Source organism: Micromonospora fluostatini, from assembly GCF_050410825.1.
In the GTDB taxonomy this organism is placed as follows: Bacteria; Actinomycetota; Actinomycetes; order Mycobacteriales; family Micromonosporaceae; genus Micromonospora; species Micromonospora rosaria.
This window is the reverse complement of record NZ_CP191251.1, coordinates 2,690,360-2,703,688: the sequence shown is the minus strand read 5'-3', so window position 1 is coordinate 2,703,688 and position 13,329 is coordinate 2,690,360. Positions and strand designations below refer to the sequence as shown.

Annotated in this window: 11 protein-coding genes; 7 read left to right on the top strand and 4 right to left on the bottom strand. The window is 71.3% G+C overall.

What is annotated here, in order from left to right; all coding sequences use genetic code 11:
- Positions 1-3: 3 nt before the first annotated feature.
- The 3 genes from ACQUFX_RS11520 to ACQUFX_RS11510 form a co-directional block, all read right to left on the bottom strand.
- Complete coding sequence (locus ACQUFX_RS11520; RefSeq protein ID WP_428966001.1) at positions 4-3,570, bottom strand: hypothetical protein; 3,567 nt, start codon at positions 3,568-3,570, stop codon at positions 4-6.
- A 185-nt stretch (positions 3,571-3,755) separates the two neighbouring features.
- Positions 3,756-4,370 (bottom strand): HD domain-containing protein, encoded by a 615-nt coding sequence (locus tag ACQUFX_RS11515; protein ID WP_428966000.1) that lies wholly within the window; start codon positions 4,368-4,370, stop codon positions 3,756-3,758.
- 177 nt (positions 4,371-4,547) lie between these two features.
- The gene (locus tag ACQUFX_RS11510) at positions 4,548-6,287 is read right to left on the bottom strand and encodes a cellulose binding domain-containing protein (RefSeq protein WP_428965999.1); all 1,740 of its coding nucleotides are present in this window, start codon (positions 6,285-6,287) and stop codon (positions 4,548-4,550) included.
- 68 nt (positions 6,288-6,355) lie between these two features.
- On the opposite strand from ACQUFX_RS11510, the gene ACQUFX_RS11505 reads away from it, so the two are divergent.
- The 3 genes from ACQUFX_RS11505 to ACQUFX_RS11495 all read left to right on the top strand — a co-directional run bounded on the left by ACQUFX_RS11505 (position 6,356) and on the right by ACQUFX_RS11495 (position 8,218).
- On the top strand, positions 6,356-6,505 hold the full coding sequence (locus ACQUFX_RS11505) for a hypothetical protein (protein ID WP_428965998.1): 150 nt from the start codon (positions 6,356-6,358) through the stop codon (positions 6,503-6,505).
- Positions 6,505-7,584, top strand: a complete 1,080-nt coding sequence (locus ACQUFX_RS11500; RefSeq protein WP_428965997.1) for a hypothetical protein — start codon at positions 6,505-6,507, stop codon at positions 7,582-7,584. The genes ACQUFX_RS11505 and ACQUFX_RS11500 overlap by 1 nt, the downstream gene beginning before the upstream one ends.
- A 442-nt stretch (positions 7,585-8,026) precedes the next feature.
- Positions 8,027-8,218: a hypothetical protein gene (locus tag ACQUFX_RS11495; protein ID WP_428965996.1), complete on the top strand. Its 192-nt coding sequence runs from the start codon at positions 8,027-8,029 to the stop codon at positions 8,216-8,218.
- Positions 8,219-8,508: 290 nt separating this feature from the next.
- Here ACQUFX_RS11495 and ACQUFX_RS11490 read toward each other — a convergent pair whose 3' ends face one another.
- Positions 8,509-9,825, bottom strand: coding sequence for an IS256 family transposase (locus tag ACQUFX_RS11490; RefSeq protein ID WP_428961222.1), 1,317 nt, complete (start codon positions 9,823-9,825; stop codon positions 8,509-8,511).
- 66 nt (positions 9,826-9,891) lie between these two features.
- Here ACQUFX_RS11490 and ACQUFX_RS11485 point away from each other — a divergent pair, with 66 nt between their 5' ends.
- From ACQUFX_RS11485 to ACQUFX_RS11470, 4 genes are all read left to right on the top strand, one after another.
- Entirely contained in the window at positions 9,892-10,185 is a 294-nt protein-coding gene (locus tag ACQUFX_RS11485; protein WP_428966933.1) for an iron chelate uptake ABC transporter family permease subunit, read from the top strand.
- Entirely contained in the window at positions 10,182-10,994 is an 813-nt protein-coding gene (locus ACQUFX_RS11480) for an ABC transporter ATP-binding protein (RefSeq protein WP_428965995.1), read from the top strand. The genes ACQUFX_RS11485 and ACQUFX_RS11480 overlap by 4 nt, the downstream gene beginning before the upstream one ends.
- Positions 10,995-11,267: 273 nt before the next feature.
- Complete coding sequence (locus tag ACQUFX_RS11475; RefSeq protein WP_428961346.1) at positions 11,268-12,050, top strand: transposase family protein; 783 nt, start codon at positions 11,268-11,270, stop codon at positions 12,048-12,050.
- 156 nt (positions 12,051-12,206) lie between these two features.
- Positions 12,207-13,106, top strand: a complete 900-nt coding sequence (locus ACQUFX_RS11470; RefSeq protein ID WP_428965994.1) for a hypothetical protein — start codon at positions 12,207-12,209, stop codon at positions 13,104-13,106.
- Positions 13,107-13,329 lie beyond the last annotated feature (223 nt).

The window sequence follows — 13,329 nt, the reverse complement described above, 5'->3', positions numbered from 1 at the left end:
GGCTCATCGGGTGGTGGTCGCGGTGGGCAGCGCGAGCCAGCCCTCCCGCAGGGTCACATCGGTGGGAAAGCCGGGGTTCGGGGCCGGCGGATCCTCGGTCTCGGTCCAGACGTCACCCGCCCGCTCCCGCCACGTCCACCGGCGACCCGGCTCGGTGGCGGGCAGCACCAGCCCGACCCCGGCCGCGTCGGTCAACACCGGGGCGGCGAGGAAACCGGTCTCCAACCGGGCCAGGGCATCGTGGTGATGGGCCGGGTCCAGCCGCACCGAGACGGTGGGCAGGATCCCGGTGGTGGCGTGCAGCGCCCCGGCCGGCTCCAGGAGCACCGTCAGGGTCTCCTCGGGCAGCCCGAAGGCGAGCCGGACCGGCGGGTCCGTGCCGGCCGCGGCCATGTCGGGCACGTCGTGGTACTCGACGCCGAGGCTCCCGTCGGGCTCATGCCGCCAGTACCCCAGCACCCCGTCGCCGAGCCGCCCGTACGCCCCCACCCGGACCGGGAACCGCACCAGCGGGAACCCGTTGGTCTCCCGGCCGGTACGCCCCAGGTCCTGCCGGAACACGTTCCAGTCCTGGTGGATCGCGGGCGGGCCGAGCAGCTCCAGCCCCAGGCTCAGGCGCAGCACCGCGATCGGCCGGCCGGTGAGCCGGGACCGGACCTGATGGCCGCCCTCCCCCTCCTCACCCACCGCCTCCAGCGCCTCGACCAGGGAACCGAACAGCTCCCCGAGCCGGTCGGCCCCGTACCCCCGCAGCCGGTCGACGACGGCCCGCAGCCCCGGGTTGCCGATCTGCTCCACGGCGGGCACCCCCCGGGTGGGAGCGGGCAGCCACCGGGCCAGGTCCGGGCGGTCCGGATCCGGGTCGGGCAGGAGACTGCCCAGCCACTCCCCGGCGGCGGCGTGCACCCGCAACCCGTCGTCGAGCAGGTCGGGCAGGAGCCACCCGCAGACCGGGGTGGACTCCACCAGCCCGCTCACCGGCCGGGCCGGCTGCCCGGCGTCGAGCAGCCGCAGCCGCAGCCGGGCCGGCTGCGCCACCCGAGGCGGCAGGGCGATCCAGCCCGGCCGGTCCGGCACCCGCAGCCGGGTGGTGGCGGCGGGCTGGTCCACCGACAGGTCGTGCCCGACACCGAACGAGTCCACCACCCGCAGCCGCAGCAACCGCAGGCAACCGGCCCGCAGCGGGTTGAAGTCGGCCAGCGGCACCGGACCCTGCCGGTTCTGCTCCCCGACCCGGTCCCGTACCTGCGCGGCGAGCAACTGCCCGGACGGGAAACCGAGAGGGTCGAGGACGGGAAGCTGGCGGGTCAACCGCCGCATCAGCAGGGCGTCGTTGAACCCACCCAGACTCTGCGCCAGGTTGCTCCCCTCGTGCGCGGCCAGATGCGCGTAGGCGGCAGCCAGGGTTCCCCACCGGGGATCGGCCGATCCCTCGGCGCACCAGGCGAGCAGCGCCCCCGGCTCCCCGGTCACCTGCTCCGGGGTGAGCGGCCCCAACCCGGCCGCCACACGTTCCTCGTTGTACCGGGCCAGGGGGCTGCCCGCGAGGTACCGCAGGATCCGGGCCGAGAGCAGCGGACGGGTGGCGGTGGAGAGCACGGTGCTGCCGCTGTAGGTGACCGCCGCCCGCTCGGTCAGCCGGTGCCCGGGGCGGGGCTCCAGCTCCACCTCCCCGGCCGGGAGCCGGTAGTTGAGGCTGACCACCTCGGGGTCGTAGTCCCGGTCGGTGGGGTCCAGGTTGGTCCCCGGGGCCGCCGGCAGGAACTCCACCTCCCAGTGCAGCAGCAGGGGATGCCACGGCTGCCCGGTCCACCGGCGCAACGCCGGATGGGGCTCGGACAGCCCGGTGAGGACCGCGTCCACCAGGTCACCGGCGGAGGCCACCCCCTCGGCGTCGGTCAGCGCCCCGGCCGCCCCGGGGGCCTCCACCAGGACGCAGGGCAGCAGACCCTCGGGGTGCTCGTCGTCGCTGCCGTACCGGTCCGACCCGGTCGCCTCGGCGCCGGTCAGCAGCACCACCGGCTCGTTGGGCACCTGGTACGAGTCGTCGGGGAGCTGCTGGAGCCGGTACCCGGCCCCCTCCGGCAGCGCCGCGTTGACCCGGGCCACCACCGCCTCCACCGCCTTCAGGGCCGCCGCCAGCCGGTGGGCCAGTGTGTCCCCCGGCCCGGTCGGGGGGAACTCCCCGGTCTCGGCGAGCAGCGCGTCCAGGGCCGCCATCTCCCGGCGCAGGTAGGCGGCTGCCAGGTCCGGGTCGGGGTAGTCCGTCCGGTTCTCCGGCGGCGGGTAGGCGCAGGTCAGGTACCGGTGCCAGTCGGCGAACAGCCGCTGCCGCAGCCCGGTGGCCTGCGCCTGGGCCCCCTCGTGCGCGGTCTGGGCCGCGTTCAGGGCGACCAGCAGGTCACCCAGCTCGGCCGGCAGGTCGGCCACCTCCCGGGCCGGGGCGGCCCCCAGCGGGGCGAGACCGGCGGGCCCGGCGGCGGTGAGCAGGGCCGCCGGGTCGACGCCGGGGACGGCGTCCTGCGGCCGGACCGTCCACCGGGTCCCGGCGGCGACCGGGGTGAAGGCGGCGGTGTGCCGGGCCTCGGCGAGCCGTTCCGGCAGGTCCAGGGTGGCGGACTCCAGACGGTCGGCGACATCGATCGCCTCCAGGAGTTGCTCCATCTCGTCGGCGCTCACCCCGGGCAGCTCCGCCCCAAGATGGGCGGCGAGGGCCTCGGTGGCGCTGTCGCCGAGGTAGACCCCGGTCCCGGTGGTCCGGGTCTCCAGCAGGGACAGCTCACCCTCCGGGTCGAGGGTCAACCGGCCGACGCAGACCATCCGCTCCGGGGCCGTCCCCTCGGGCCCCGCCGCCCAACCCAGCTCGTCGGCCACCCGCTGCGCCCAGGTGCCGGCACCCGGCCGGGCCAGGGCGTCGGCCAGCTCGTCCTGGGCGGGGGAGGAGTACCAGCCGAGCAGGTCGTAGCGGGTACCGGCCGCAGGCCGGGCGCCCTGCGGGTCGAAGAACCCGAAGACGCTGGCCGAGTGGGGGTAGAAGGCGGCGAAGGTGGGCTCCCCGTACCCCAGGGCGGTCAGCCGGGCCACCCGGTCGGTCTCCGGCCCCGGCCACGCCCCCAGGGGCAGCACCCGCCCCAGCCGTCGCCACGGCCGACCCGACGGGCCCGCGGGGTCCTCGGGGGAGAGGGGGTACGGCACCGACGAGGTCGACCCGTCGGTGAGGGCGTCGCTCTCCACCACCCACCGGGCCCGCCGTCCGTCGGGGTCGGTGCGGGTCACCAGCCACCGGTCCGGCACCCGGGGCGGCTGCCCTCCCTGCGGGCCGTGCACCAGCCGGGTCAGGGCGTCGGGCAGCGCCCAGTGCAGGTGCACCCCGGCCCGGAGGGTCAGCTCCTCCTCGAAGGGGGCGGGAAGGATCCCCTCGCTGAGGAAGGGCTGGTCGGGGTGCACGTCCCGCCCGGTGACCGGGTCACGGTAGGGCAGGCGGGTGAAGTCGGCGACCGGGCCGGCGACGGTCCGCTGGGCCGGGAGCCACAGTGCGTCGATGCGGACGGGTACGGCGAGCAGACGCATGGGGCATCTTCCTGGGGGTGGACGGGCAGCGCGGCCCACCCTACAAACGAGATGGGATTCCCAACCTCCAGAAAGTCGACAGTGGACTTGTGCGGAGCGCCGTAGCGGTGGCGACCCCTCGTGAGGTAGGACCGACTTCGGCGGTCTGTCCAGGTATCGGCGACGATGACTGTGATCCGTGAGCCTCAGACGATCGGCTGCTGGTGACGGTGGGCCAGCGGCCCCAGGTCCGGCTCGCCGAACATGTCCACCAACGCCGCGAACCGGGCCACCTTGTCCGCACCGAACCGTCGGACCCCGGCGGAGTAGGACCGCACGCTCACGAAGGTGGGCGGGGTCGTCTTGCTGTGGAACGAGTCCGCGTACATCACCAACTGCTCTTCCACGGTCTCGGCCAGATAGTCGTCGACGGGAAGCGGTAGACCCTGCCGCACCACGTCGTCCCGGCTCAGTCCGACCCCGGTGTGGTGCGAACAGAACCGGCTGACGACCTCCGGGAAGCCGAGCGCCCGGAGCAGCCCGTGCCCCAGCACCCCGTGTCGGACGTAGTTCCCGTGGTCCAGGCGCCCCGCCGCGTCGAACAGGCGGTAGACGCCGACATCGTGCAGCAGGCAGCCGGCCCGCACCAGGTCGACGTCCAGGGCCGAGGGGTACCGGTCGAGGAGCTGCTCCGCCACGGCGCACACGATCCGGCAGTGCGTGTAGACGAGGTCGAAGGCCGCCTCGGTCGGCGCGTACCGCTCGTGCAACGCCCGGATCTGCTCATCGGTCGGGACGGCTGTCGTGCGCTGGATCGTCACGGGGTCACACCTGCCCTCACGGTCACGAGCCCGCCGGGCGGCCATCGCCGACAGTCGCCGGTCGACCAGCCGGCCCCGGCGACGGTACGTGGTGCCGGCGAGCCTCCGCACGCCGTGCGGCTCGCCCCGGTTCTCCGGGCGGTCCCGCCGCCGCGCCCCGCGGCGGCGGGCTCGTTCTCACCTACCGGAGCAGGTCAGGGTGGGCGTCGTCGGCGTGCCCGTCCCGAGGTAGCCGAACGTGGTCGAGCCCGAGGCTGGCAACGCGCCGTTGTAGCTCTCGTTGACCACGGTGGCACTCGTGCCGCTCGTGGTGAGCTGGCCGCCCCAGATCTGACTGATGGCCTGGCCAGTGCCGAGCGTCCACCGGACCGTCCAACCGGTGACGGCCGAACCGCCGGCCTTCACCGTCACCTCGCCCTGGTAGCCACCGGCCCAGCTGTTGACGGTCCGGTAGGTCGCGGTGCACCCGCTCCCCGCCGGCGGGGTCGTCGGCGGCGTGGTGAGCGGCGTGGTGGTCGGGGGAGTGGCCGACGGGGTGGTCGGGGGCGTGGCGGTCGGAGGAGTGGTGGGTGGGGTCGTCGGAAGCGGTCCACTGCCCTGGGCGGCGTAGTCGAGGTACTCCTCGATGTTGCGGTAGCCGTCGCCGTCCGCGTCGCCGTTGTGGTCCGCGCTGTTCGGGTTGAACCCGTTGGCGCTCTCCCACGCGTTGGGCATGCCGTCCCGGTCGGTGTCCCAACCGCTGGCCCGGTTCACCTGCGCGGCGTTCCACAGGTTGTTCCACTCGGTGGCGTTGGCATAGTTGACCAGCGTCCCGGTGGTCGAGCGCGTCTCGCTGACGATCCGCGTGTCATGGGCGTCGCGCGCCCACCAGAACGCCCCGGCGCGGTCCAGGACCTTCGGCAGCGACGTGGCCGCCGACTCGGTGACGACGTGGGGGACGTTGAAGCGCGAGGTCCGTTTCGTCGGGACCGACGTGAAGTGGTCCCAGGAGGCGTCCTGGCCGTTGGTCAGGTTCGAGTCCCCGTTGTAGTCCATCCTGTTGCCCGACTGGTAGATGGCCGTACCGGCCGCCCCGACGTACGCCGCGGGACTGCTGCTGTTGTGCCGGAGGAAGGTGTTGCCCACGAAGTTGGCGTTGACGAGCTGGTTGCCGCCGCTGTAGCCCGCGCCCTCGAAGACGACGTTGTTGCTCCACTCGACATGGTTCACCGCGCCCACCTCGTTGCCCAACCGGGGCAGCCGGCTGCGGTTGTGGGCGAACAGATTGTGGGTGTAGGCGATGTTCGAGCCGCTCACGTCGCTGCCGACGAGCGCGCCGAAGCTGTGCGCCGCGTAGTTCAACCCCTCGGAGACGATCGAGTACTGCACCGAGACCTGGCCGGCGCCATCGCTCGCGCTGATGCCCTCGTCGTCGTGCCAACTGACCGAGGCGTGGTCGACGATGATGTTGTCGCCGGTGATCCAGATGCCGTCGTTGGTCGCCGACCCCGGGTTGGCCTGGTCCTGACCGGGCCGGAACTTCAGGTGACGGATGACGACGTTCTTGCCCGTCACCTTGGTCGCCTGACCCATGATCGTGACGCCCGGCGACGGCGCGGTCTGGCCGGCGATGGTCAGGTTGCTCGCGCCGAACGACAGCCAACCCTGCCGACCGGGCGGGGAGAGCTTGATGGTGCCGGCCACGTCGAAGACGATCGTCCGCCCACTGCTCGGCGTGGTGTTGATGCCGTAGCGCAACGAGCCGGGTTGCGGGTTGCTGGCGTTGTCGGTGAGGTTGGTGACGTGGTAGACGTCGCCGCCCCGGCCGCCGGTCGCGTACATCGCCGGGCCCATGGCGCCGGGGAACGCCGCTACCGTCGCCGCGCTGGCCTGCGGGCTGGTCCACACCAACCCGGCCACGACGAGGACGCCGGCCACGGCCGACGCCAGAACCGAACGGCACAACCTCGGCACCGCGAACTTCACGGATGGTCGGGACGGGCCGGGTGGGCCGACTGCTCACGCGGATCCCCGCGCCCTGGCCGTCCGTGCTGGCGGTCTTCGTCGGCACCAAGATCGTCCTCAGTCTGGTCGGGGTGCTCGCGCTCGCCGCCTTCGACGAGATCCCCTCGGCGCCGCCGCCGACGAGGTGCTGATGCGCGAGCAGCAGCGGGAGGTGTCGCCGCACCGGTGGTTCTCGCTCTGGTTCGCCTGGGACTCGTTCATCTACGACCACCTGGCCCGGCTGCCGCTGGACGAGCCGTGGCGGGACTTCGCCTTCCCCCTGCTGTACCCGTTCCTCGCCCGACCGCTGGCCCCGCTGCTGGGCGGCGACACCGCGCTCGCGCTGCTGCTCGTCGCCAACGCGGCCTTCCTCGGCGTCCTCTACTACGCCCACCGGCTCGGCGAGCACCTGCTGACCGGTGCCACCACCGGCGTCGCCGACTCCCGTGACGCCGACGCCGAGCAGGGGACCGACCGCGACGGCGACCGGGCGGCCCGCCGGTTCGTGCGGTACCTGGTGCTGCTGCCCACCGCCTTCCTGTTCCACGCGGCGCTCACCGAGTCGCTCTTCCTCTGCCTGGCGCTGGCGACCTTCTACTACGCGGAGAAACGCCGGTGGCTGCTGGTCGGCGCGGTCGGCTTCTTCCTGGCGCTGAGCCGGTCGGCCGGGTTCGTCGTGGTCCTCCCGCTCACCCTGGTGCTGCTCCGGCAGGGCGGCTACCGGCTGCGCCCACCCGCCCTGTGGGGGTACCTGCGGTCCGGGTGGCCGCTGCTGCTGGTGCCCGCCGGCTGGCTCGCCTTCATGGCGTTCTGCCGGTGGCAGGGCGGGGACTGGTTCGCCTACAAGCGCGCCCAGGAGGAGGGCTGGAGCATCCGGGTGCAGAATCCGCTCGGCGTGCTCTGGCACGGCCTGACCGGGGCGCCGCCGCGCGACGCCGTCCGGGTCTGGATCGCCGTCCTGGTCCTGGCCGTCCTCGTCGCCGGCGCCCGCCGCCTGGGCCTGCCCTACCTGGTGTACGGGGTACTGATGGTGCTGGTGCCGCTGTCGATGGGCCCGCCCGTCTACAAGAGCCTGCTGCGCTACCTGCTCGCCGTGTTCCCGGTGGCTCTCGTGCTGGCCCGCTGGGCGCGGCGGCCCGGGATCGACGTCTGGTCGACCGCCGTGCTCGGACTGCTCCAGGGCGCCCTGTTCGTCCTCTGGCTCGCCTACTGGACCCACTTCGTCATCTGAGTGTGACGCGGCGCGGGCGTGACGATCACGGCTGCCCGCCGGTGCCGCTGACGGGTACCCGACAGGGCGACATCTCCGCACTCTCCCGACGCTCGGGGGAGCGGACGCGGCCGGGGCCTGAGCCTTCGGATCCACAGTGAAGCATTGGTGCTTTCTGGTTAACGCGGGGATTCGGCCGATGCCGGAAAACCGACAGGTTAACTATGTTCATCGATCTTCGCTGGTGCGTACGGTGGGTCGACCCCCTCTGAAATCGTCCGGCTCACTCGACGGGTGGCTTCCACCTGGCGTGGGGGAACTGTTCGCACACCCTCCTCCGACCTCCGTCTGCGCGGATCCGCAGGCGGGGCGGCTCGGGTGCGCCAAGGCTCTCGAAAGGGCAGGAATGTCACTGGTGCCACACGGAGTCCCGCCAACGGGACTGGCACTCCGGGCTGCCGTCGTGCTGCCGTTGGGTGTCGGGATCGTGGCTCCGCCGGGCACCCCGGCAACCGCCAGCTCGACCGCGTACGGCTATGTCACCAACTACCGGGCCGGGACTGTCTCGGTGCGGGACACGTCCACGAACACGGTGGCGGCAATGGTCGGCGTGGGGACGTCCTCGTACGCCGTCGCGATCGCGCCCGACGGCTGACCGGCCAGGACGGCGCCGACAGCATCGTCGGCAACCTCGGCGACACCGTCAACGTCCAGTGACCCGAGCGCCCGCCATCCCGTGAGAGGGCGGGCCGACCACCGCACGCCGGCCGGCCCCTCGGAAAGGACCGGCTCCGAGCCGGAGCAGCAGCAGTCGAAAGCCGTCCCGCGACGTCACCTCAGCGTGCCGCCGCCCGGGAGGCTGCCACCGCGCGTCATACCCGCCGAGCCCGGGGGAGCGCGACATGGGGCTGTCAAGTTAACGGTGTAACTGGGGTTGGTTGATGTCTACTTGCGGCCGGCGGAGAGGCGTCCGTCGAAGGTGATGTCGAAGGCGTTGAGTGCGCTTTTCCAGCGGGTGGCCCAGCGTTTGCGGCCTTGCCCGGTCGGGTCCAGGCTCATGACGGCGAGGTAGACGCACTTGAGGGCGGCTTGCTCGTGGGGGAAGTGTCCGCGGGCGCGCACGGCGCGGCGGATGCGGGCGTTGACGCTTTCGATGGCGTTGGTGGAGCAGATGATTCGGCGGATCTCGGCGTCGAAGGCCAGGAACGGCACGAACTCGGCCCAGGCGTTCTCCCACAGCTTCACGATCGCCGGATACCGGCCGCCCCATGCCTCGGCGAACTCGAGGAACCGTTCGGTGGCGGCGGCCTCGGTGGGTGCGGTGTAGACCGGTTTGAGGGCCTTGGCGATGGCGTCCCAGTGCTGGCGGGCGGCGTAGCGGAAGGAGTTGCGCAGCAGGTGCACCACGCAGGTTTGGACCACGGTGCGGGGCCAGACCTGCCCGATGGCCTCCGGTAGCCCGGTCAGTCCGTCGCAGACGGCCATGAGCACGTCGTCGACGCCCCGGTTCTTGAGTTCGGTGCAGATCTGCAGCCAGAACTTGGCGCCCTCGCCGCCGTCGCCGGCCCACAGACCGAGGATGTCGCGGGTGCCGTCGGCGGTGACCGCGAGAGCGACGTAGATCGGCCGGTTGGCGACCTTCCCATCCCGGATCTTGACGTTGATGGCGTCGAGGAACACCACCGGGTAGACCGGATCCAGCGGCCGGTTCTGCCACTCGGCCATCCCGTCCATCACCTTGTCAGTGATCGTGGAGATCGTCTGGCGAGAGACCTGCGCGCCGTAGACCTCGGCCAGATGGGCGCTGATCTCACCGGTGGTCAAGCCCTTCGCCGACAGCGACAGCACCAGGTCCTCCACCCCGGACAACCTGCGCTGACGCTTACGGACGATGGCCGGCTCGAACGAACCCGCCCGATCCCGCGGCACATCGATCTGCACCGGCCCGACATCGGTGAGCACGGTCTTGGACCGGCTGCCGTTGCGGGAGTTGCCGGAGTTCGCCCCGGCCGTGTCGTGCTTGTCGTAGCCGAGGTGGTCAGTGATCTCACCATCCAGCGCCGACTCCAGCACGATCTTCGTCAACTGCTGCAGCAGGCCACCCTCGCCGGACAGCTGCAGCCCCTGCTCACGGGCCTGGGTCACCAACTGCGACACCAACGCCGGATCGACACCCCCCGGCGTCGTCTTCGTACGCGGCCGCTTGGCCGTCTCATCACCGGACACAGCGGCAGTGTCCACCGCATCAGTCGTGATCGTCATCAGGTGCTACTCCCTTGATCGGAGTTACACCGTTGTTTTTACAGTCCCCCCGGCGAACGCACCCGACTGGTGTCGATCGTCGCGGCCGTCGGCCTGATCGCCTTCGCCACCTCGGCCACCGGACCGATCGCCTTCGTGGCCTTCCTGGCCGGCCCGATCGCGGCCCGGCTGACCGGACCCGGCGGCTCCCTGCTGCTGCCGGCCGGACTGGTCGGCGCGCTGCTGGTCCTGGTCGCCGACTTCCTCGGCCAGTTCGCCTTCGACACCCGCTTCCCGGTCGGTGTGATCACCGGCGTACTCGGCGCCCCGTACCTCATCTACCTGCTCGTCCGCACCAACCGCGCGGGAGGCTCACTGTGACCACCACCCACTCCCTGACCGTGGAGAAACTGACCGTCGGCTACAGCGAACGCGTCGTCATCGAGTCGCTCGACCTGCTCGTGCCCCCCGGCAGGATCACCGCCATCGTCGGCGCCAACGCCTGCGGCAAGTCGACCCTGCTCCGGTCGATGTCCCGGCTCCTGGCACCACGCGCCGGCCACGTCCTGCTCGACGGCCGGGAGGTGCACCGGATGCCCGCCAAGGAACTGGCCCGCACGCTCGGCCTGCTCCCGCAGTCACCGATCGCGCCGGAAGGCATCACCGTGGCCGACCTCGTCGGCCGGGGCCGCAACCCCCACCAGCGGATCCTGTCCAGGTGGAGCAGGCAGGACGACCTCGCGGTGGCCGCCGCGCTCGACGCCACCCACACCGCCGACCTGGCCGACCGGTCCGTCGACGAGCTCTCCGGCGGGCAACGCCAACGGGTGTGGATCGCGATGGCCCTGGCCCAGCAGACCGACCTGCTGCTGCTCGACGAGCCGACCACCTTCCTCGACGTCAGCCACCAGGTCGAGGTGCTGGACCTCCTCACCGACCTGAACACCGACCGGGGCACCACCATCGTCATGGTGCTGCACGACCTGAACATGGCGGCCCGCTACGCCCACCACCTCATCGCCCTGGCGGACGGCGGCCTGCACGCGGCGGGGGAGCCGGCCGTGGTGCTGACCGAGGACTGCGTCCGCGCCGTCTTCGGCCTGGACAGCCAGGTCATCCTCGACCCGGTCTCCGGCAAGCCGCTGATGCTGCCGATCGGCCGCCACCACGCCCAAGCCGCGATGTCGTAGCCCAGACCACCGGCAAGGTGCCGGGTGATGGGGCGGACATCTACTGAAGCCACCGCCAGCGTGGGTGAGAGGCCGAGCGGAAGGGGAGCCATGATGCTCTCCGTCTCGCGTCTGGGCATTGTCAATCATGCGTGAGTCCGCTTTGATGAGCCCTTTTCAACGTGACCGCGCAGGTCAGGAGTGGTGGGCGCAGCCCGGTGATCGATGAGGGCGAGGCTCCAGGTAAGACAGCAAATCGACCAAAACCCGATGCCCCAACCGGGAGCCTCGCCTGTGCTGTCTTACCCCTCCGCGATCTCGTTGTCCAGCCGGACCCTGAACCACCTCGCCGACCGCATCCGCCAGCACCGTAACCAGCGCCGATCCCGATGGCGACGCCTCGACCCGGGCCGACAGGCGCTGCTCGCCCTGGCCCACCTCCACAACGGCGACACCTACACCCGCCTCGCCGCCGGATTCGATGTCAGCATCGCCACCGCCTGGCGCTACGTGCAGGAAGCAATCGCCCTGCTCGCAGCCGCCGCCGACACCCTGACCACGGCCATGGACCGGATACGCCGGCTGGCGTACGCGATCCTGGACGGCACCCTGATCCCGATCGACCGGGTCGCCAACCAGAGGCCGTACTACTCCGGCAAGCACAAGCGCCACGGCGTCAACGTGCAGGTCATCGCCGACGCGGCCGGCCGACTCGTCTGGGCCTCACCGGCACTACCCGGCTCAGCGCACGACCTCACCGCCGCCCGCACCCACGGCATCCTCGAAGCGCTGACCAGCGCGGACGTGATGACCTTCGCCGACAAGGGCTACCAAGGAGCCCGGGGCAGCGTACGCACGCCGTTCAAACGGCGCCGCTACCGCCCGAAGCTGTCACGCCGGCAGAAGGCCGTCAACAGCGCCCACGCCACGATCCGCGCCCGAGGCGAGCGGGCGATCGCCGCCCTCAAGACCTGGAAGGTCCTGGTCAGGCTGCGCTGCTGCCCACGACGAGCGACCCCGATCGTGCAGGCCATCCTCGTTCTGCACCACGTCGAAGCCAACCGCTACGCAGGATGAAAAAGGCTCGATGTCGGCGAGTGCGGGGATCGGACGGACCCCGGCCTGACCGATGGCGTCATCGGAAAGACGTCAATGACGGAGGTTGCCGCAAGCCCCTAGGATGCATCTGGTCTGTGACTGGTGTGGCATTGACCATCTCGGAAGGCAGGTTGGGTGAGCGGGCGCAATTCCGGCGAGAACAGTGGCTTCCAGGAATCCGACCGTCGTGACGACGCCGCCCCGCAGACGGGCAATGAGGTCGAGATCTCCGGATCCTCGCGGGGAGTCGATCGTGGTCGCAGCAACTCGGACGCGACGTCGCCACAGGTTCTGCGACCACGGCCGATCGAGCGGGCCGGTGCGGCGCCTGTTCCCACCGTGGTGGTGGCGACACAGGGGAGCAGGCTGGTCACGGTGCCGACGACCTGGTTCTGGGGGGTGGTGGGGCTGCTCGTCGTGTTGATCCTGATGGTCGTATCCCTGCTGGTCATGGTCGTGTCGCGAGGGTCGGACGGCCCGGCGCAGCCGGTCGTGGCGGGCGAGTCTTCGTCTTCGTCTTCGTCTTCGTCTTCGTCTTCGTCTCCGTCTCCGTCGCCCTCGTCGTCTCCGTCGGTGGAGTTGCAGACGCCTGAACCCGAGACGCCGATGCCCTCCGCTGAGACCTCGCCGTCGACGGCTGCCTCCGCGAGCGGGCCCACGGTGCCACCGGCCACGGAAGTGAGCGTGCAGTACCAGGGCCCCTTCGTGCTCGACTCCTACTACAAAGACCTCGACCTGGTGCCGCCTGCGAGGAGGAGCCTCACTACCGGCGGGGAGCTCTGGTACGGCCGCTACAAGGGCTTCAACGCCGATGAGGACGCCAGCATCGCGGTGTGGAACGCACGGAGCGTGCCGACCTACGAGGATTGCCGACACGTCGCCACGGCCGCTGGGATCGAAACAGTCGATACGGACGATCTGGAGGAAGGTCAGACCGTCTGCGTGCTGACGGATGAGGGACGGATCGCCCGTCTGAAGCTCGTCAACAAGGGTTTTGATGAGTGGGGCTTCGACGCGACCGTCTGGGACAATTAGGCGGCTCCAGCCTCCCCGATCAGATCGAGCAGACGCCCTGCCGCCGAGGTGACCCCGCAGGTCACGAACTAGGCGCGCACGCCCTCGTAGGGTAGGGGACGAAGCGTCTGCTTCCTGAGCGGCGTCTGCGATCCATGGGGGTGAGTCGTCGAGCTGCGGGTTCGATGCTCCGACGTACGGCGCTTCCGGGATCATTTGCTGGTGGCCCGCTGACTTCGGGCCG

Bases quoted from the DNA above. Each gene is read 5' to 3' on its own strand.
- ACQUFX_RS11520 (WP_428966001.1), bottom strand. From the start codon at position 3,570: ATGCGTCTGCTCGCCGTACCCGTCCGCATCGACGCACTGTGGCTCCCG.
- ACQUFX_RS11490 (WP_428961222.1), bottom strand. From the start codon at position 9,825: ATGACGATCACGACTGATGCGGTGGACACTGCCGCTGTGTCCGGTGAT.
- ACQUFX_RS11500 (WP_428965997.1), top strand. From the start codon at position 6,505: ATGCGCGAGCAGCAGCGGGAGGTGTCGCCGCACCGGTGGTTCTCGCTC.